This window comes from Herbaspirillum sp. (assembly GCF_035644555.1).
Lineage (GTDB): Bacteria > Pseudomonadota > Gammaproteobacteria > Burkholderiales > Burkholderiaceae_D > Herbaspirillum.
Genome location: NZ_DASQOH010000024.1, coordinates 46,651 through 64,206, shown reverse-complemented (window position 1 = coordinate 64,206; position 17,556 = coordinate 46,651). Strand labels below are relative to the sequence as shown.

18 protein-coding genes are annotated in these 17,556 nt (G+C 64.1%); 9 read left to right on the top strand and 9 right to left on the bottom strand.

Features of this window, described 5'->3' with window-relative positions; genetic code table 11:
* Positions 1 to 63 precede the first annotated feature (63 nt).
* The 3 genes from VE092_RS07390 to VE092_RS07380 form a co-directional block, all read right to left on the bottom strand.
* The gene (locus VE092_RS07390) at positions 64 to 642 is read right to left on the bottom strand and encodes a hypothetical protein (RefSeq protein WP_324875335.1); all 579 of its coding nucleotides are present in this window, start codon (positions 640 to 642) and stop codon (positions 64 to 66) included.
* A gap of 252 nt (positions 643 to 894) precedes the next feature.
* A complete protein-coding gene (locus VE092_RS07385; RefSeq protein WP_324875333.1) occupies positions 895 to 1,479 on the bottom strand; it encodes a DUF3828 domain-containing protein in 585 nt (194 codons plus the stop codon).
* A gap of 206 nt (positions 1,480 to 1,685) precedes the next feature.
* A complete protein-coding gene (locus VE092_RS07380) occupies positions 1,686 to 1,988 on the bottom strand; it encodes an antibiotic biosynthesis monooxygenase (protein WP_324875360.1) in 303 nt (100 codons plus the stop codon).
* A 349-nt stretch (positions 1,989 to 2,337) separates the two neighbouring features.
* Between VE092_RS07380 and VE092_RS07375 the strand changes: the two genes are divergently transcribed.
* The 3 genes from VE092_RS07375 to VE092_RS07365 all read left to right on the top strand — a co-directional run bounded on the left by VE092_RS07375 (position 2,338) and on the right by VE092_RS07365 (position 5,235).
* Positions 2,338 to 3,633 carry a solute carrier family 23 protein gene (locus VE092_RS07375; RefSeq protein ID WP_324875331.1) on the top strand — a complete coding sequence of 432 codons (1,296 nt, stop codon included), beginning with the start codon at positions 2,338 to 2,340 and terminating at the stop codon, positions 3,631 to 3,633.
* Between the two features lie 251 nt (positions 3,634 to 3,884).
* On the top strand, positions 3,885 to 4,118 hold the full coding sequence (locus tag VE092_RS07370; protein ID WP_324875329.1) for a hypothetical protein: 234 nt from the start codon (positions 3,885 to 3,887) through the stop codon (positions 4,116 to 4,118).
* Between the two features lie 103 nt (positions 4,119 to 4,221).
* Positions 4,222 to 5,235 carry a transporter gene (locus VE092_RS07365; protein ID WP_324875327.1) on the top strand — a complete coding sequence of 338 codons (1,014 nt, stop codon included), beginning with the start codon at positions 4,222 to 4,224 and terminating at the stop codon, positions 5,233 to 5,235.
* A 22-nt stretch (positions 5,236 to 5,257) separates the two neighbouring features.
* Here the strand turns inward: VE092_RS07365 and VE092_RS07360 are convergent, their stop codons facing one another.
* Positions 5,258 to 5,620, bottom strand: coding sequence for a hypothetical protein (locus VE092_RS07360; protein ID WP_324875324.1), 363 nt, complete (start codon positions 5,618 to 5,620; stop codon positions 5,258 to 5,260).
* Positions 5,621 to 5,740: 120 nt separating this feature from the next.
* Positions 5,741 to 7,492, bottom strand: coding sequence for a glutamine--tRNA ligase/YqeY domain fusion protein (locus VE092_RS07355; protein WP_324875322.1), 1,752 nt, complete (start codon positions 7,490 to 7,492; stop codon positions 5,741 to 5,743).
* 292 nt (positions 7,493 to 7,784) lie between these two features.
* Here VE092_RS07355 and VE092_RS07350 point away from each other — a divergent pair, with 292 nt between their 5' ends.
* Entirely contained in the window at positions 7,785 to 7,925 is a 141-nt protein-coding gene (locus VE092_RS07350) for a hypothetical protein (protein WP_324875320.1), read from the top strand.
* A 46-nt stretch (positions 7,926 to 7,971) separates the two neighbouring features.
* Here VE092_RS07350 and VE092_RS07345 read toward each other — a convergent pair whose 3' ends face one another.
* Genes VE092_RS07345 through VE092_RS07335 form a run of 3 tightly spaced genes read right to left on the bottom strand, consistent with a single transcriptional unit; the run spans position 7,972 to position 10,274 of the window.
* Positions 7,972 to 8,778, bottom strand: coding sequence for a LytTR family DNA-binding domain-containing protein (locus VE092_RS07345; protein ID WP_324875318.1), 807 nt, complete (start codon positions 8,776 to 8,778; stop codon positions 7,972 to 7,974).
* A 21-nt stretch (positions 8,779 to 8,799) separates the two neighbouring features.
* On the bottom strand, positions 8,800 to 9,942 hold the full coding sequence (locus VE092_RS07340) for a sensor histidine kinase (RefSeq protein ID WP_324875316.1): 1,143 nt from the start codon (positions 9,940 to 9,942) through the stop codon (positions 8,800 to 8,802).
* Between the two features lie 47 nt (positions 9,943 to 9,989).
* A complete protein-coding gene (locus tag VE092_RS07335; protein ID WP_324875314.1) occupies positions 9,990 to 10,274 on the bottom strand; it encodes a 2TM domain-containing protein in 285 nt (94 codons plus the stop codon).
* A gap of 172 nt (positions 10,275 to 10,446) precedes the next feature.
* Between VE092_RS07335 and ugpQ the strand changes: the two genes are divergently transcribed.
* The 5 genes from ugpQ to VE092_RS07310 all read left to right on the top strand — a co-directional run bounded on the left by ugpQ (position 10,447) and on the right by VE092_RS07310 (position 15,585).
* Positions 10,447 to 11,196 carry a glycerophosphodiester phosphodiesterase gene (gene ugpQ / locus VE092_RS07330; protein ID WP_324875312.1) on the top strand — a complete coding sequence of 250 codons (750 nt, stop codon included), beginning with the start codon at positions 10,447 to 10,449 and terminating at the stop codon, positions 11,194 to 11,196.
* A gap of 245 nt (positions 11,197 to 11,441) precedes the next feature.
* Positions 11,442 to 11,657: a hypothetical protein gene (locus VE092_RS07325; protein ID WP_324875310.1), complete on the top strand. Its 216-nt coding sequence runs from the start codon at positions 11,442 to 11,444 to the stop codon at positions 11,655 to 11,657.
* 326 nt (positions 11,658 to 11,983) lie between these two features.
* Positions 11,984 to 14,608, top strand: a complete 2,625-nt coding sequence (alaS, locus tag VE092_RS07320; RefSeq protein WP_324875308.1) for an alanine--tRNA ligase — start codon at positions 11,984 to 11,986, stop codon at positions 14,606 to 14,608.
* A gap of 28 nt (positions 14,609 to 14,636) precedes the next feature.
* On the top strand, positions 14,637 to 15,191 hold the full coding sequence (locus VE092_RS07315; protein WP_324875306.1) for an NUDIX domain-containing protein: 555 nt from the start codon (positions 14,637 to 14,639) through the stop codon (positions 15,189 to 15,191).
* A 157-nt stretch (positions 15,192 to 15,348) separates the two neighbouring features.
* Positions 15,349 to 15,585 (top strand): sulfurtransferase TusA family protein, encoded by a 237-nt coding sequence (locus VE092_RS07310; protein ID WP_006464319.1) that lies wholly within the window; start codon positions 15,349 to 15,351, stop codon positions 15,583 to 15,585.
* Positions 15,586 to 15,673: 88 nt separating this feature from the next.
* Here VE092_RS07310 and VE092_RS07305 read toward each other — a convergent pair whose 3' ends face one another.
* Positions 15,674 to 17,269 (bottom strand): FMN-binding glutamate synthase family protein, encoded by a 1,596-nt coding sequence (locus VE092_RS07305; RefSeq protein WP_324875304.1) that lies wholly within the window; start codon positions 17,267 to 17,269, stop codon positions 15,674 to 15,676.
* Positions 17,270 to 17,556: the final 287 nt, after the last annotated feature.

Genomic DNA, 17,556 nt, shown 5'->3' with positions numbered 1-17,556 from the left:
AGGCAGGTCGCAGTGGACGCCGCTTTCTCGACAAATCCGGAGCGCCTGCCGCGCCGTCCGCGCCTACTGCAGGGCAGGCGTATCGCGCTTGAGTACCTTGCGCATGGCGTCCTGCAGGGTGCCGCTGCGCATGGGCGGGTTGCCGCCGGCGTACTGGATGTTGTCGATTACCCAGCCGCGCGCATCGCGGCTCAGGTTCACGCGGTCGGTCCACTTGGCCGGGGATTGCAGCTTGGCGTCGCTGAAGATCAGTTCCACCGCGCAGCTGGCCTCGCGCTCCTGGGCCTCGCACTGGACGATGCGGAAGGTCGAGGCGCCATTCGGATTGCCGGTAAACAGGTCGCCCTGCACCAGCGGCGGTAGCGGCTCGGCATCGGGGTCGGCCGCGACGTCGGCGGCCACCTGCGCGGTGCGGGCCTCCTGGGCGACCGAGACATCCTTGAGCAGGTCGAACAGCGGTACCGACAGGAAGCGCCGGAAGGTGATCAGTTCCTTCAGGGTCAAGGCCCCGCTGGGACGGGCCGAAGCGTGCGCCTGGTAGAACTCCGTGACCAATTCCTTGGCCTTGCCTTCTTCATTGGCCGTGCACGCTGCCAGCAGCAGGCTGGCAGCGACCATCAGTGTGATACCGGTCCGCTTCAATCTTGTTCTCCCTGTACCGTCGTCGCATGTGCGCGACGGGCTGTCGATGGCTTATCCATTGCTTGTTTCATTGCCATGCCTTCATCGTTCCTGCACCGAACGGGCAGGCCGAGAAGCATTCCCGGAGGCAAGCTTACGCCTCCCGGTCTGTCCGGTAGGCGCGAAACACATCGCCAAAAGGCCGCCAATTCCACTGCCGGCGCCGCCGGCGAGGCGTGACGGCTCGTTGCGTGGGAGGAGGTGCGAGTCCGGCTATTCGGTCTGCTGGATGGCGTCGCTGAGATTGTCGGTCAGGTATTCGCGCTGCGAGGACTGGTCGTTGCCGATGAATTCGATGTCGTCGATGCGCCACTGGCGGTTTTCGCGCACCAGCAGCACCTTGTCGTTCCAGGATTCGTCGCTGCCGGCCTGCTGGTAGCGGAAGCTGACCTGGCAGGCGGCGCGATCCTGCTCGCTGTCGCAGGACTGGACGGCGAAGGAGGTGGCGCCCTCGAACAGCGAGGTGAACAAATCTCCCTCGACCAGGGGAGCCGCCTGCGGACCGGCGGCGGCCTGGTAGCGGGCGTCGGCGGCTTCGGCGCGGCTCAGCAGGGCGTACAGCGAGCGGCTCACCAGGGGTTCGAACTGTCTGAGTTCATCGGCCGAGGGCAGGCCGGGCGCATTGTGCTTGAGGTGGATGCGGTAGAAGTCGCCAACCACCTCGGCCTGCTGCCGCTCCTCGCCGCTGAAATTGTTGCAGCCGGACAGGGCCAGCAGCATGCCCAGCGCGACGCTGCCGGTGCGCAACGGGCGCCTGGCGGGAGTGGAAAGGGCGGGTGGTCGGGGCAATCTGCTCATCCTGGTATTCCTGGCGCGGGTGGAGTCCAGCGCTTCTGTCGTGGCGCCGTGTACAGCATGCGGCCTGCAGCATGCCGTACGGCGGCGCGGGTGTGCCCGTTGCCGCTGGTGACGGCGTGCCGGGGCGTGATATGCCCGGTTAGTCCGGGGCGGGACGCAAACGTTCCGCAGCGCACCGCAGGGTGGCTGCGAAGCCGGGGTATGGCTCAGGCCGATTCGGTGAGCAGCGAGAAATGCTCCACCTGCGGGGCGCCGGCGAAGAAGGGGCCGACGATGCCGCGCCATTCGGTAAAGGCCGGAGATTCGCGGAAATCCACGGTATGGTTTTCCAGGGTGGCCCAGTACACCATGAGCAGGTAGCGCTCCGGCGACTCGACGCCCTTTTGCGCCTTGTGGCCGAGATAACCGGTGGCCTTGCTGATGGTCTGCGCCAGGCCGCGCTGGATGGCTTCGTCGAATTCGGCCTGCTTGCCGGGTTGGATGCGGATGTCCGCCAGTTCCAGGATCATGTGGTTCTCCATTGTGCACTGCATAGTCGAGGGGTGGCCGCCGGTGCCGTGGTGCGCCGGCGGCGCGGCACGATTATTACACTTTCCCCGGATGCCGGCCTTCAATCGATTTTGCGGGCGCCTGAAAAGCTTTCACGCTGACTACGGGGTGGCCGTTTTGGGGCATCTGCGCCGCCGCGCCGGTTTTTTTGCACCGTCCTGCGGCAACCGCCGGTCACACAGGAATTTTTTACGGATTTATTACTTCTCCGCGCGCTGCAGCAATTGTTATTTGTGGCGCCGCTCAATACACTAGCTCCCGTTTCATCCACCCCCAAATCAAAACAAATCCACAACGAAAGGGATCTCCATGTCGGGTTCGTATTTCCCCCAATGGCGGCTGCGCCAAAGCACCACTGACGGCCAGGGAGCCGTGATCGCCGCCGACGAGCGGCTGCCTGCGCCACAGACCCTGGCCATGGGCGTGCAGCACGTGGTGGCCATGTTCGGTTCGACCGTGCTGGCGCCGCTGCTCATGGGCTTCGATCCCAACCTGGCGATCCTGATGTCCGGCGTCGGTACGCTGCTGTTCTTCCTGCTGGTGGGCGGCCGGGTGCCGAGCTACCTGGGGTCCAGCTTTTCCTTCATCGGTCTGGTCATTGCGGTGACCGGTTATGCCGGTTCCGGTGCCAATGCCAACCTGGGCGTGGCGCTGGGCGGCATTATCGCCTGCGGTGCGGTGTATGCGGTGATCGGTCTGATCGTGGCCGGCGTCGGCACGCGCTGGATCGAGTCGCTGATGCCGCCGGTGGTGACCGGCGCGGTGGTGGCGGTGATCGGTCTGAACCTGGCGCCGATCGCGGTCAAGGGCGTCTCGGGCAGCAGCTTCGACAGCTGGATGGCACTGGCCACCGTGCTGTGCGTGGGCTTCGTCGCCGTGTTTGCGCGTGGCATGCTGCAGCGCCTGCTGATTTTGGTTGGGCTGCTGCTGGCCTATGTGCTGTATGCGGTGCTGGCCAATGGCATGGGCCTGGGCAAGCCGATCGACTTTGCCAGCGTGGCCAATGCCGCCTGGTTCGGCGTGCCGCACTTTGCCACCCCGGTGTTCCAGGCCAGCGCGATGGCCTTGCTGGCTCCCGTAGCGATCATCCTGGTGGCCGAGAACCTGGGTCACATCAAGGCCGTCTCGGCCATGACCGGCCAGAACCTGGACCGCTACATCGGTCGCGCCTTCATCGGTGACGGCCTGGCGACCATGCTGTCGGGTAGCGTCGGCGGCACTGGCGTGACCACCTATGCCGAGAACATCGGTGTGATGGCCGTGACCAAGATCTATTCCACCCTGGTGTTCGTGGTGGCGGCAGTGATCGCCATCCTGCTGGGCTTTTCGCCCAAGTTCGGCGCGGTGATCCTGACCATCCCCGGCGCGGTGCTGGGTGGCGTGTCGATCGTGGTGTTCGGCCTCATTACCGTGTCCGGTGCCCGTATCTGGGTCGAGAACAAGGTCGATTTCTCCAACAATACCAACCTGATCGTGGCCGCCGTCACGCTGGTGCTGGGTGCGGGTGACTTCACGCTCAAGCTGGGTGGTTTCGCGCTGGGTGGCATCGGTACCGCCACCTTCGGGGCCATCATCCTGCACGCCCTGCTCAAGCGCCGCGCCTGATCGCGTCCTGACAAGCCGCCCCGGCGGCGGATTGCGGGCCGGTCTGCATGACCGGCCCTTTTTGTTGGCTGTAGCGCGGGAAGCCGAAGATTTCCGTTGAGCAATTCGGGTTTGCTGTCTATACTTTGTCGCGTTGCAGCGCAGAGCCGCCACCATGGCCCCCGGGGGGACCAGGCAGGAGGCCGGGATTGACCGCTGCATGTCTTCGGGCCGGTCGATTTGCCGGGTCCGGTTATCAGGGGAATCACCGCATGAACACCGCCATCCGTCTGCCAGCCCTGCTGTGCATCGCTCTTCCTTTGCTGTCGGCCTGTGACGCCCTGGCCGGCAAGAAGGACTATGCCTATTTCCGCCAGCATATCGACGAGGCCAAGTCGGTGTCCGACCAGTGCCAGCTCAATGGCACCTCGGGCATGAACCCGGCCCAGATCAAGGTCTGCGAGGCCGCCCGTGAAGCCTGGGGCAACCGCAACTTCAACTATTGACCGGCCGGGTGCGCTGGCGCCGTCATGGCGCTGTCACAAATCTGTCAAAGAGGGCCGCTAGAATGCGGGGTTTTCGATTGCCCTCTTCCCTGACTGGCCGCTCATGCACAATCCGCCGGATACGCCGCAAGCCTTGCACCTGCTCTACGAGCCGGCCGGATTCATCTGCTCCTTTCGTTTCGAGGAGGGCCGCGCCCGCCAGATGAACTGGAACGAGGTGATCGATGATCATCCGGTCGCGCCGGCCTTCAGCTGGCTGCACGTGAAGACGGCCGACGTGAAGATCCAGCAATGGCTGGCCCACCACAGCGGCATCCCCGAATACATCACCGAATTCCTGCTCAGCAGTGACACCCATCCGGGCCTGCACGCCACGCCCGATGGCGTGTATGGGACATTGACCGACATGAAGATGGAGATCGGCGACACCGGCACCGAGAAGGGGGCGCTGCATTTCTACCTCGACCGCACGCGCCTGCTGACGCTGCGCACCCAGCCGCTGATCTCCACCAACATGCTGCGCCAGAAGGTGCTGGACGGCGGCGATTTCGACAATCCCATGGACCTCTTCGCCGAGCTGCTGCGCTGCCTCGCCGACGGATTCAATGCGCGCCTGGACAAGCTCAACGACAAGGTGGACGACATCGAATTTTCGGTGCTGTCGGATCGCCGGGCCGAAGACCGGGCCGAGCTCTCCGGGATTCGCCGCCAGTTGGCTGAACTGCGGCGCTTCATCGCGCCGGAACGCCGCATCCTGGCGCAGTTCCAGCGCTTGCGCCCGTCCTGGGTGCCGCGTGAGGCGCTGGAAGACCTGACCCATGCGCTGGACGAACTCAATGAACTGCATTCCACCGTGGAAGCGGTCTACGAACGCGCCAAGCTGCTGCAGGAAGAGATCGCGTCGCAGATGTCGGAGCAGATGAACCGCAACCTGATGGCGCTCTCGGTCCTGACCGCGCTGTTGATGCCGGCCACGCTGGTATCGGGGATTTTCGGAATGAACGTCGCAGGTCTGCCGGGCCTGCATGACGAGGCCTCGTTCTGGATCGTGATGGGGGTGATGGGCGGCCTCGGTGTGGCTACCGTGGCCTTCCTGAAATGGATGAAGATCTTCTGAGAAGGATCTCCACGCCTGCGCTTCAGTCGCGGGCGGCCATCGCTTCTTCGCTCTCGCGGATCAATTGGTCGATGTCCAGGTTGTCCACCGCTTCCACCCGCAGGCTCAGCGGGCGCCACAGCGAATACAGCCACAGGCCGATGGTGCAGAGCGTACCCAGGAACAGGGTGATGAAGCCGGAGAGGAACAGGCCGATGAAGGGCGAGGCGATCAGGCCGTCATAACCGATCAGGTGCTTGCCGTCCCAGGTGATGGTCTGGGCACCGAACAGCGACAGCACGCCCATCAGGGTCGAAAACGGTACCAGCGAAAACGTGGTACCGATGGCCAGCAGCTTGTAGATGGAGGCCATCGACATGCGCTGGATCTTGATCTGCTCGAACATGAGCCTTCCCCTTGCTCGTCCACGTGGAAATGCCCACGTCGCTGCGCCTTCCCGTACACGGACGGCTTAGCGCATGGCGCCGCCCGCGTGGCCTTGCGGCCGGTTCCCCGTCACTATGGCTTATTTGCCCCAGCTGTCCTTGAGCGTGACCGCGCGGTTGAAGATCGGCTGGCCTTCGGTCGAGTCGACGCGGTCGGCCACGAAGTAGCCGTGGCGTTCGAACTGGTAGATCTCGCCCGGCTTGGCGCTCTTCAAGGTCGGCTCCAGGTAGGCGGTGATGACTTCCTTGGAGTTCGGATTCAGGGCTGCCAGGAAATCCTTGCCGCCGGCATCCGGATGCGGGTCCGAGAAGAGGCGGTCGTACAGACGCACCTCGGTGGCCAGGGCGTGGTCCGCACTGACCCAGTGCAGGTTGCCCTTGACCTTGTAATTGGAGCTGCCTTCGGTACCGCTCTTGCTGTCTTCGAAGTAGTTGCAGTGCACCGCGATGACGTTGCCGTGCTCGTCCTTGTCGCAGCCGGTGCATTCGACCACGTAACCGTAGCGCAGGCGCACCTTGTTGCCGGGGAAGAGGCGGAAGTAGCCCTTGGTCGGCACTTCCATGAAGTCTTCGCGTTCGATCCACAGTTCCCGGGTGATGGGGAAGTGACGGTGGGCGGTGTCGTGTTCCGGGTGCGCCGGCGGATAGACCGGGGCGCTGCAATCGATGGACACGCCTTCGGGGAAGTTGTCGATGATCAGCTTCAACGGACGCAACACGGCCACCGCGCGCGGGGCCTTTGGGTCGAGGTCTTCGCGCAGCGCGCCTTCGAGCACGCTGAAGTCGATCCAGCTGTTGTTCTTGGAGGCGCCGGTGCGGTCGCACATCAGGCGGATCGCTTCCGGGGTATAGCCGCGACGGCGCAGGCCGACGATGGTGGGCATGCGCGGGTCGTCCCAGCCGGAGACGATCTTTTCATCGACCAGCTGGCGCAGCTTGCGCTTGCTGGTGATGATGTAGGTCAGGTTCAGGCGGGCGAATTCGTACTGGTGCGGCAGCGGCTTCTTGAAGAAACCTTCCTCGGCCAGCTGTTCCAGCAGCCAGTCGTAGAAGGGGCGCTGGTCTTCGAACTCCAGGGTGCAGATGGAGTGGGAGATGTTTTCCAGGGCGTCCTCGATCGGATGCGCGAAGGTGTACATCGGGTAGACACGCCACTTGTCGCCGGTGTTGTGGTGGGTGGCATGGCGGATGCGGTAGATGGCCGGATCGCGCAGGTTCATGTTGGGGCTGGCCATGTCGATCTTGGCGCGCAGGATCAGGGAGCCGTCGGGATGCTTGCCGTCGCGCATTTCATCGAACAGGCGCAGCGATTCCTCGGCCGGGCGGTCACGCCAGGGCGAATTCTTGCCGGGTTCGGTGAGGGTGCCGCGGTTCTCGCGCATCTGCTCGGCGTTCTGCTCGTCCACATAGGCCAGGCCCTTGCGGATCAGCGCCTGGGCGCAGGCGTACATGACGTCGAAGTAGTTGCTGGCGTAGTACAGGTGCGACTTGCCCTCGTGCTCCCAGGAGAAGCCCAGCCACTTGACCGAGTCGAGGATGGTGTCGACGTACTCCTGCTCTTCCTTCTCGGGATTGGTGTCGTCGAAACGCATGTGGCAGCGGCCGGCGTAGTCGGCGGCCAGGCCGAAGTTCAGGCAGATCGACTTGGCGTGGCCGATGTGCAGGTAGCCGTTGGGCTCGGGCGGAAAACGGGTCACCACCTGCGGCAGCGCCTGGCCATCCTGGTTGCTGCGCTCGGCGTAGGTGCCGGAAACCAGATCGGATTCGATGATGCCGCGCAGGAAATTGGTGGAGGGGGCAGGGGTGTGACCGTTTTTCAGTTCGTTGCTCATGGAATGAATCGGGAGGAATGCCTGTTTATTCAGATGGCAAGCATTTTACCGCAGGTGCCCGGTTTCAACGGGCTTTGCGGCTGCCCGGGCGAGAAATTTTGCCTCGGGACAACGCCGGGTCGGCTTGCAGGAACGGCCTGATCGCTTTGGGCGAGGTTTTTCTTGTTACAGAAGATACGGCTGGGAATTACCTGTCAGGTAAGGCGGCTGGCACTCTGCCGCCATGGCCTGGCAAGGTGCCCGGCGCAGTGGACATTCCGGATATGACCGGACAAGAAAAAAGGAGTGCGACATGAAGCGATTGATCAAGCTGGTGGTCGCCGTCACCGTGGCTGCGGCCACGCTTTCGGCCTGCGTCGTGGTGCCGGTGGGGCCGCCGCATCCGCATTATTACCGTCCCTATTACGGCCCGGGCTATTACTACGGCCGCTGAGGTCAAGCCGCCGATGACCGGCGGCCGTTCGGGCAGGGCATGCGATCTACATCTGGCGGAACAGATGCGCGAACAGGCGGCTGACCGGCAGCCTGGGGCCGTCGGGCCGGCCATGCAGGCTCAGCCACAGCTTGCCGGCCTCATCCCGCTGCGCGCCCTGGATCCGGCCTGCCTGCACCACGATGCTGCGGTGGACCTGCCAGAACTGGCGCGGGTCCAGTTGCGGGATCAGTTCCCGCAGGCTGGTACGGATCAGAGCTTCGCCGTCGGCGGTGACGACGTTGACATACTTGTCGGCGGCTTCGAAATACAGCACGTCGGCCAGCGCGATCAGGCGCACCCGGTTGCCCACCGCGGCGCGGATGAAGTCCAGCCTGGGGGCGGTCTGCCCGGCCGGTGGCAGGGACAGGGCGCGCAGCTGCGCCAGGGCCCGCTCCAGGTGGGCTTCCTGGTCGCTGGCGGCGCGCTGGGCCAGCAGACCCTGCAGGCGCGCCACCGTGACGGTCAGCCGTTCGCGGCTGACCGGCTTGAGCAGGTAATCGACGGCGGCCCGTTCGAAGGCCTGCACGGCATAGTCGTCATAGGCCGTCACGAACACCAGCAGCGGAAAAGGGCGCTGCGCCGGCCATTCCTCGCCCAGCCGGGCAGCCACCTCCAGGCCGCTGTGGCCGGGCATCCTGATATCCAGAAAGAGCACATCCGGCAGCTTGCCCAGGGCTAACGCCAGGGCCTCGTGGCCATTGGTCGCCGGTTGCAGCGTCGCCAGTTCCGGCCAGCACTGCGCCAGCGCCTGGCGCAAGGCCTGGGCCAGCAGCGGTTCGTCTTCGGCGATCAGGGCGGTGGGCGCAGCCATGGGGTCTCCGCGTGAAGGGGGTCAGGTATCGAGCAGGCGACTGCTGCGGGCCGGCCGATGCGCGCTCTTGAGTGCCTTGAGCGGGATGGTGATCTGCGCCATGGCCCCGGCCGGCACGTTGTGGGTGATGATCAGTTCGGCCAGCGGACCGTAGAGCGTGACCAGGCGTTCGCGGATATTGTCCAGGCCGAAGTGCATGCCGATCACCGGCTCCTTCTGTGCCGGTGGCTGGTTCAGGCTGACGCTGGTGGGCAGCCCGACGCCGGTGTCGAGTACGCTCAGGACCAGCATGTCATTGTGCACGGCCGCGCGCACGGTGCAGTTGCCACCATCGACCTTGGGCTCCAGGCCGTGCTTGATGGCGTTCTCCACCAGAGGTTGCAGCAGCATGGGCGCCAGCCGCAGCCGGCGCAGGTGTTCCGGCAACTGCAGGGTATAGGACAGACGCATGCCCATGCGCAGCGACATCAGGCCCAGGTAGGCCTTGATCAGGTCGAATTCCTTCTGCAGCGAAGTGCTGTCGGCGCGCGAGGCCGACAGGGTGGTGCGCAGGTATTGCACCAGCTGGTTGAGCATCAGCTCGGCCTGCAGCGGGTCGGTGCTGATCAGCGATTGCAGGGTGGCCAGGGTATTGAACAGCATGTGCGGTTCGATCTGGGCCTGCAGCATCTGCAACTGGGCTTGCACCGCCTGCTTTTCGACCTCGCTGGCGTGGGCCTGCAGGGCGGCCATCTTGTGCCGGTTCCAAAAGAACAGGGTAGCACCGAAGCAGACCAGGAAGGTCAGCACGATGACCGCGATGATGTTGTCGCTGTGCTCCGGTATCAGGCTCAGGATGGGCTGGCCCAGCAGCAGGCTGGCCAGCAGCCGCCCCAGTAGCACCGCCAGCGGCGCCATCACCACCAGCACCAGCAGGAAGCCCAGCTTGTGCGGCTCGCCGTTGCCCCACAGCAGCAGGCGGGAGCCATTGATGAGCAGCATGGCCGCCAGGCCGATGCACATCGAGACCTGCAGGTTTTCATAGAAGCTGCCGCCGATGCGCAGCAGGTAGGTCACGGCCAGCGCGCACAGCAGATTGATCAGCAGCGTGGGCAGCAGGGCCAGCGCCAGCTCACGCAGCAGCAGGAGCAGGCGGGGCGGGACGGAAGTATCGTGTTGGGTCATGCGTTCCTGGGAGAGTGCAAACAAGCGGCCGAGGGCGCATGGTCCGCTCAGCGGCGACGCAGTTCACGCGCGATCATCGCCCGTTTCCAGCCGGCGGGAAAGCGCCCGAATACGCTCAAGGCGTGGAATAGTACCCCGATTCCCCACCCAAGGAGAGGCCCGGCGCTCCACCAGTGATGATGGGTGGTGAACAGGCTGGACAGCAACAGCGCGGCATTGACCAGGAGATAGATGGCCAGGTGCTGGAAGAAACCCACCTGGCGCGTCACGCGCCGTTCGGCGCGCAGGTAGTCGGGGCTGTGGGTGGTGTCGGAAAAGTCGGTCTGGTGCATGGTGTGCTCGTCAGGTCAGTGGATCATGTGTCCAGTCTGCCTGCCGGCGCGCCGCCCGGCCAGCGGTTTGCGACTGGCGGTCGCGCAGCGGGTGCCAGATGCTTGTGGCGCGGCGTGATCTGCACTACCTTATGCGCCGATTGCATCGATCATGCCCAGCCTGGAGAACATCATGTGGCCCTATCCCCGGATTCTTGCCCATCGCGGCGGCGGTACGCTGGCCCCGGAAAACACGCTGGCCGGCTTTCGCGCCGGCCTGCAGCACGATTATCGCGCCGTCGAGTTCGATGTCATGCTCACCCGCGATGAAGTCCCGATCCTGATGCACGATCCCCAGCGCGGGCGCACCCTGCCCGGCAGCGGCCGCATCGCCGAGACCGACTGGGCCGAACTGAGCGCGCTGGAAGCCGGCGCCTGGCGTGATCCGGCCTTTGCCGGCGAACGCATTTGTACCTTGGAGCAGGGCCTGGATTTCTGCCTGGCCCATGGCATCTGGATGAACGTCGAGATCAAGCCGGCCGCTCCGGAACATGCACGGCGCACCGCCGAACTGACCGCGCAGGCGGTGGCGCGGCGTTTTGTGGGCGTGAGCGGTGCCGCCTTGCCGGTATTGTCTTCGTTCTCCTTCGACGCCCTGGTCGCGGCGAGGGAGAGTGCGCCCCAGTTGCCGCGCGGCTTCCTGGTGGACGTCATTCCGGACGACTGGGCGGCGCGCCTGGCGCAACTGCAGGCGGTCGCCCTGCATACCAACCACAAGCACCTCACGCCGGCCCTGGCCGCCAGCGTCAAGGCCGCCGGTTATGGTCTCTTCTGCTACACCGTCAACGAGACGGCGCGTGCTGCCGAGATCCGCAGCTGGGGCGTGGATGCCTTCTGCACCGATCGCATCGACCTGATCGATGCCCGCGCCTGGGCGGCGTGATTCGCCCAGGGCACTACGCGCGGATATCGCGCAGCGTGGAAATGGAGGGCAAATCGTGCTCTTACCGGCGGACTGAATCATGGTGCGCCCGCTATGATTTTCCTGCGGTCGACACTGTCTGGGGGAGTTGTCAGGCTGCTGTCAACGTGCCGCAAAAGTCCTGCGTTAAGGAAACACAAGGCCGGCGCCCGTGAGCACGCCGGTGGACTTGTGGAGCACACAACACTGAGAGATAGAGGAAAACGATGAAGATCAACAAACTGCTGGCCGCCGTACTCGTCGCCGCCTTCGCCATGCCGGTCATGGCCCAGCCTGCACCGGCAGCGGCTCCCGCAGCCGAAGCGCCGGCCGCCAAGCCTGCTCACAAGAAGCACAAGAAGCACGCCAAGAAAAAGCACAAGAAGCACAAGAAGCACGCCAAGAAGGCCGCACCGGCCATGCCCATCAACAAGGGCGCCTGATTGCCGTTGCCGCCGCCCGGAGCGATCCGGGCCGGCGGCCTGTCTTACCGGAAGGTGGGGCTGACATTGTTAAGGACCGGACGCGCAGCTTGACGCGCCACTCCGGGTCAGCCGCACCTGTAACCCGCCCGGGACCATCCCGGCGGGTTTTTTTTCGCCTGCCGCCGGGGCCGTTTGCAGCGCCGCCGCGCGGCTTGCCGAAGCCTGCGTATCCGCGCCCGGATCACGTATAATCATCGGTTCGCAATCGTTTTTTGCACCGACCATCATCCGGGCCGGATCTGCCTCGTTCTGACAGCATCTGGCTCAACTATCCGTCTTCGAACATGAACTCAGCCGAAATTCGCGACAAGTTTCTGAAATTCTTTGAATCCAAAGAACACACCATCGTCCGTTCCTCCAGCCTGGTGCCGGGCAATGACCCGACCCTGCTGTTCACCAATTCGGGCATGGTTCAGTTCAAGGATGTGTTCCTGGGCACCGACAAGCGCAACTACGTGCGCGCCACTTCCGTGCAGCGCTGCCTGCGCGCCGGCGGCAAGCACAACGACCTGGAAAACGTCGGCTACACCGCGCGTCACCACACCTTCTTCGAGATGCTGGGCAACTGGTCCTTCGGCGACTACTTCAAGCGCGAATCGCTGAAGTGGGCCTGGGAACTGCTGACCCAGGTCTATGGCCTGCCGGCCGACAAGCTCTGGGCCACGGTCTACCAGACCGATGACGAGGCCTACGACATCTGGACCAAGGAAATCGGCCTGCCGCCAGAGCGCGTTGTGCGCATCGGCGACAACAAGGGTGCGCCCTATGCCTCCGACAACTTCTGGCAGATGGCCGAGACCGGCCCCTGCGGCCCTTGCTCGGAAATCTTCTACGATCACGGCCCGGACGTCTGGGGCGGCCCCCCGGGCAGCCCGGACGCCGACGGCGACCGCTACATCGAAATCTGGAATAACGTGTTCATGCAGTTCGACCGCCAGCTGGACCCGGCCACCGGCGAATACACCCTGACCCCGCTGCCGGCGCCCTGCGTCGATACCGGCATGGGCCTGGAGCGCCTGGCGGCCATCCTGCAGCATGTGCACAGCAACTACGAGATCGACCTGTTCCAGGCACTGATCAAGGCCGCCGCCCGCGAAACCGGTGTGAGCGACCTCACCAACGCCTCGCTGCGCGTGATCGCCGACCACATTCGCGCGACCTCCTTCCTGATCGTCGACGGCGTCATCCCCGGCAATGAAGGTCGCGGCTACGTGCTGCGCCGTATCATCCGCCGCGCCCTGCGTCATGGTCACAAGCTGGGCCAGACCAAGCCCTTCTTCCACAAGCTGGTCAAGGACCTGGTGCTGCAGATGGGCGCCGCCTATCCGGAATTGCCGGAAGCCGCCGAGCGCGTCGAGATGGTCCTGAAGCAGGAAGAAGAACGTTTCGGCGAAACCCTGGAACACGGCATGAAGATCCTGGAAGCAGCACTGGCTGCCAATACCGGCAAGCTGGACGGCGAGACTGCCTTCACCCTGTACGACACCTACGGTTTCCCGCTGGACCTGACCGCCGACATCTGCCGCGAGCGCAATGTCGAACTGGATGAAGCCGGCTTCAACGCCGCCATGGAACGCCAGAAGAGCGCCGCGCGCGCCGCCGGCAAGTTCAAGATGGCTGCCGCCATCGAGTACACCGGCGACAAGACCCGCTTCGTCGGCTACGAATCCCTGGCCCAGCAGGCCAAGGTGGTGGCGCTGTACGTGGCAGGAAGCCCGGTGCAGAAGATCGAGGCCGGCCAGGACGCCATCGTGGTGCTCGATACCACCCCGTTCTACGCCGAATCCGGCGGCCAGGCGGGGGATGCCGGTGCGCTGGAAGCGGCCAATGCCCTGTTCGCCGTGGCCGATACGCAAAAGATCCAGGCCGAGGTGTTCGGCCATCACGGCCAACTGATCAAGGGCAGCCTGGCCATCGGCGACGCCGTCGAGGCCAAGGTCGATGCCGACCAACGCGCGCGCACCATGCGCAACCACTCGGCCACCCACCTGATGCACAAGGCCCTGCGTGAAGTGCTGGGTTCGCATGTGTCGCAGAAGGGTTCGCTGGTGGATGCCGACAAGACCCGTTTCGACTTCAGCCACAACGCGCCGATGACCGCCGACGAAATCCGTCGCGTGGAAGACATCGTCAACCGCGAAGTGCTGGCCAACGTCGCCACCGGCGCCCAGCTGATGGGATACGACGACGCGATTGCCGCCGGCGCCATGGCGCTGTTCGGCGAAAAGTATGGCGACCAGGTGCGCGTGCTCTCCATCGGTACTTCCACCGAACTGTGCGGCGGTACCCACGTGACCCGTACCGGTGATATCGGCTTGTTCAAGATCGTCTCCGAAGGTGGCGTCGCGGCCGGCATCCGCCGGGTTGAAGCGGTCACCGGCGAAGGCGCGCTGGCGCTGGTGCAGTCGCTGTCGACCCGGGTGGCCGAAGCTGCAGCCGCCCTGAAGACCCAGCCGGAAGAACTGTTGCCGCGCATCGGCCAGGTGCAGGACCAGGTCAAGGCGCTGGAAAAGGAGCTGGCATCGCTGAAGTCCAAGCTGGCCTCCAGCCAGGGCGACGAACTGGTGAGCCAGGCCGTCGACATCAACGGTATCAAGGTGCTGGCGGCAACGCTGGAAGGCGCTGACGTGGCGACCCTGCGCGAGACCATGGACAAGTTGAAGGACAAGCTCAAGACCGCCGCCATCGTGCTGGGCAGCGTCAAGGATGGCAAGGTCAGCCTGATCGCGGGCGTCACCGCCGATGCCACTTCCAAGGTCAAGGCCGGCGAACTGGTCAACTTCGTCGCCCAGCAGGTGGGCGGCAAGGGAGGCGGTCGTCCCGACATGGCCCAGGCCGGTGGTACCGAGCCGGCAGCCCTGCCAGGCGCGCTGCAAGGCGTGGCGGGCTGGGTCCAGGCCAAGCTGTAATGCCCACTGGCCCAGGTTGCGAGCGCGCATGAGCGATTTCAAGTTCTGTCCGGTCTGCGCGGCATCGCTGGTGCTGCGCGCCGATGAAGGCGAGGCCGGCAAGATCCGGCTGGCCTGTCCCGATGGTCACTGGACGCATTGGGACAATCCCCTGCCGGTGCTGGCCGCGCTGGTGGAGATCGACGGCAAGATGCTGACCGCGCGCAACGCGGCCTGGGCCGAGGGGCGCTTCGCACTGATCACCGGTTTCATGGAGCGCGACGAAACCCCCGAGCAGGGTATCGCCCGCGAGCTGAAGGAAGAGACCGACCTGGATGCCCAGTACATCGAGCTGATCGGCGTCTATGAATTCATGCGCAAGAACGAGTTGATCATCGCCTATTACGTCAAGGCGACTGGCACCATCAGCTTGTCGCCGGAACTGGTGGAATACCGGCTTTCCGACCCGGCCGACCTGCGCCCGTGGCCGGCGGGTACCGGCCACGCGGTGGCAGACTGGATGCGTCGGCGTGCCCTGACGGTGCAGTATGTGGAATTCGCCGGTTCGACCACCCCGATCGAGACCCCGGTGGTGCTGAAGTAGTCAGACTGACAAGCCGGTGCATTGGACGATGGACAGAGCAATTGATTGCTTTTGCACAAGCTTAGTGCGGCGAAAACAACAGAACTTGTGCAACGCATCAAGTCGGCGCATTTTGCAGTAAAATCGTTTTCGTCGTGATCCATTTTGAGTCGAAGTAATGACCATACAATTTCACCGGGAACTTGATGCGCGCGGTCTGAACTGTCCGCTGCCCATCCTCAAGACCAAGAAAGCCCTGGCCGATATGGCCAGTGGACAGGTGCTCAGGGTGACCGCCACCGATACCGGTTCGGTGCGCGATTTCCAGGCTTTTGCCAAGCAGACCGGCAACGATCTGCTGGAGCAATCGCAGAATGATGAACATGAGTTCATCTTCTTCATGAAGCGCAAGTAGATTTCTGTCATGCCAGCGCTGGCTGGCAGCACGAAAAAACCCGCAGCTCTCCGAACTGCGGGTTTTTTGTTGTCCGCCGCCGGCCGGCTCAGAATTCTGGATGGAAGCTTTCCGCGCGGGCAATGGGCCAGAACTTCTCATAGACCCGGTAGCGGTAATTGCCGTCGATCAGGTCATTGGGCTGCAGGTACTTGAGCACGTTGGACATCAGCTGGATCTCATGATCGTTGATGCGGCGCACGATGTGATGCGGGCGCAGGGCCGAGGTGTGAGGCAATCCGGCGGCCTGCACCAGTTCCTGCAGCGCGTGCAGGGTGCTCTGGTGGAAACGATGTACACGCTCGGCCTTGTCCGGCACGACCAGGGCACGGGCCCGGTTGGCGTTCTGGGTGGCCACGCCGGTCGGGCAGCGGTCGGTATGGCAGCTCTGCGACTGGATGCAGCCCAGGGCGAACATGAAGCCACGCGCCGAATTGCACCAGTCCGCCCCGAGCGCCAGCGTGCGCGCCACGTCGAAGGCGGTGACGATCTTGCCACTGGCGCCGATCTTCACCTTATCGCGCAAGCCGATGCCCACCAGAGTGTTGTGCACCATGACCAGCCCTTCCTGCAGCGGCATGCCGACGTGGTCCACGAATTCCAGGGGCGCGGCGCCGGTGCCGCCCTCGGAGCCGTCCACGGTGATGAAGTCGGGCACGATGCCGGTCTTGAGCATGGCCTTGGCGATGCCGAAGAACTCCCAGGGATGGCCCACGCACAGCTTGATGCCGACCGGCTTGCCGCCGGACAGCCCGCGCAGCTTCTCGATGAATTCCAGCAGCCCGATGGGGTTGGAGAAGGAAGAGTGCACCGCCGGCGAGATGCAGTCCACGCCCATGGGAATGCCACGGGTGGCGGCGATTTCCGGGGTGATCTTGGCCGCCGGCAACACGCCGCCATGGCCGGGTTTGGCGCCTTGCGAGAGCTTCACCTCGATCATCTTGATCTGCGGTGATTGCGCCTGTGTAGTGAATTTTTCTTCATTGAAGCTGCCATCGGCATTGCGGCAGCCGAAATAGCCGGAGGCGATCTGCCAGACCAGGTCGCCGCCGAATTCACGGTGGTATTCGGAGACCGAGCCTTCGCCGGTGTCATGGGCGAAATTGCCTTTCTTGGCGCCCTGGTTCAGCGCCCGGATGGCATTGGCCGAGAGCGAGCCGAAACTCATTGCCGAGACATTGAAGACCGACATCGAGTACGGCTGGGCGCGGTCGGCCCCGACCGTCACGCGAAAGTCGTGGCTGGCGATCTTGGTGGGCGAGAGCGAATGGCCTATCCATTCATGGCCGGCCTGCTGCATGTCCAGTTCAGTGCCGAAGGGGCGGCTGTCGACCTCGGCCTTGGCGCGCTGGTAGACGATACTGCGCTTCTTGCGCGAGAACGGCCGGCCGTCCATCTCATCTTCGAAGAAATACTGGCGCAGTTCCGGACGGATCGATTCGAACATGAAACGGAAATGGCCGATCAAGGGATAGTTGCGCAGCACGGCGTGGCGCCGTTGTACCAGGTCATGGATGCCCAGTACGCTCAAGGTCAGCGGAATCAAGACCCAGGCCCAGTTCAGGGCATGGGTGGCCGCCAGTGCCAGCAGGACGACGGTCAGTACGAGCACCGCCCAGAAAACCAGATACCGATTTGCCCACATGAAAAAGTCCGTTTGTTGTCATTGTTGAACCGGCACCGACCAGTTGGTCAGTAGGCGGGGTTAGCAGGATTCTAACGCCCAGGGGCCTGCCGCGTGCGGGACGAACTGAGGGGTGTTTCCCGTCGATTTAGCGGTAAGGGGCGACGCTGCCGGCGCACAGGCCCGTTGCCCTGGCAGTGGGCATCCTTATTGCTTGGCTGAATCATCACGCTGGCCGCCTCGGGGATTCGGCAGCCCGGCGTCCTCGATCTCCACAACCACACCAGCTCCTGCTCAGCAGAGGCGAG

Excerpts from the sequence above, each read along its gene's own strand:
- VE092_RS07380 (WP_324875360.1), bottom strand. The coding sequence starts at position 1,988 with ATGATCCTGGAACTGGCGGACATCCGCATCCAACCCGGCAAGCAGGCC.
- VE092_RS07350 (WP_324875320.1), top strand. The coding sequence starts at position 7,785 with ATGAAGCGATTGATCAAGCTGGTGGTCGCCGTCACCGTGGCTGCGGCC.
- VE092_RS07340 (WP_324875316.1), bottom strand. The coding sequence starts at position 9,942 with ATGACCCAACACGATACTTCCGTCCCGCCCCGCCTGCTCCTGCTGCTG.
- VE092_RS07325 (WP_324875310.1), top strand. The coding sequence starts at position 11,442 with ATGAAGATCAACAAACTGCTGGCCGCCGTACTCGTCGCCGCCTTCGCC.
- VE092_RS07360 (WP_324875324.1), bottom strand. The coding sequence starts at position 5,620 with ATGTTCGAGCAGATCAAGATCCAGCGCATGTCGATGGCCTCCATCTAC.
- VE092_RS07315 (WP_324875306.1), top strand. The coding sequence starts at position 14,637 with ATGAGCGATTTCAAGTTCTGTCCGGTCTGCGCGGCATCGCTGGTGCTG.
- VE092_RS07345 (WP_324875318.1), bottom strand. The coding sequence starts at position 8,778 with ATGGCTGCGCCCACCGCCCTGATCGCCGAAGACGAACCGCTGCTGGCC.
- VE092_RS07310 (WP_006464319.1), top strand. The coding sequence starts at position 15,349 with ATGACCATACAATTTCACCGGGAACTTGATGCGCGCGGTCTGAACTGT.
- VE092_RS07365 (WP_324875327.1), top strand. The coding sequence starts at position 4,222 with ATGCACAATCCGCCGGATACGCCGCAAGCCTTGCACCTGCTCTACGAG.
- VE092_RS07305 (WP_324875304.1), bottom strand. The coding sequence starts at position 17,269 with ATGTGGGCAAATCGGTATCTGGTTTTCTGGGCGGTGCTCGTACTGACC.
- VE092_RS07385 (WP_324875333.1), bottom strand. The coding sequence starts at position 1,479 with ATGAGCAGATTGCCCCGACCACCCGCCCTTTCCACTCCCGCCAGGCGC.
- VE092_RS07370 (WP_324875329.1), top strand. The coding sequence starts at position 3,885 with ATGAACACCGCCATCCGTCTGCCAGCCCTGCTGTGCATCGCTCTTCCT.
- VE092_RS07335 (WP_324875314.1), bottom strand. The coding sequence starts at position 10,274 with ATGCACCAGACCGACTTTTCCGACACCACCCACAGCCCCGACTACCTG.
- VE092_RS07355 (WP_324875322.1), bottom strand. The coding sequence starts at position 7,492 with ATGAGCAACGAACTGAAAAACGGTCACACCCCTGCCCCCTCCACCAAT.
- alaS (WP_324875308.1), top strand. The coding sequence starts at position 11,984 with ATGAACTCAGCCGAAATTCGCGACAAGTTTCTGAAATTCTTTGAATCC.
- ugpQ (WP_324875312.1), top strand. The coding sequence starts at position 10,447 with ATGTGGCCCTATCCCCGGATTCTTGCCCATCGCGGCGGCGGTACGCTG.
- VE092_RS07375 (WP_324875331.1), top strand. The coding sequence starts at position 2,338 with ATGTCGGGTTCGTATTTCCCCCAATGGCGGCTGCGCCAAAGCACCACT.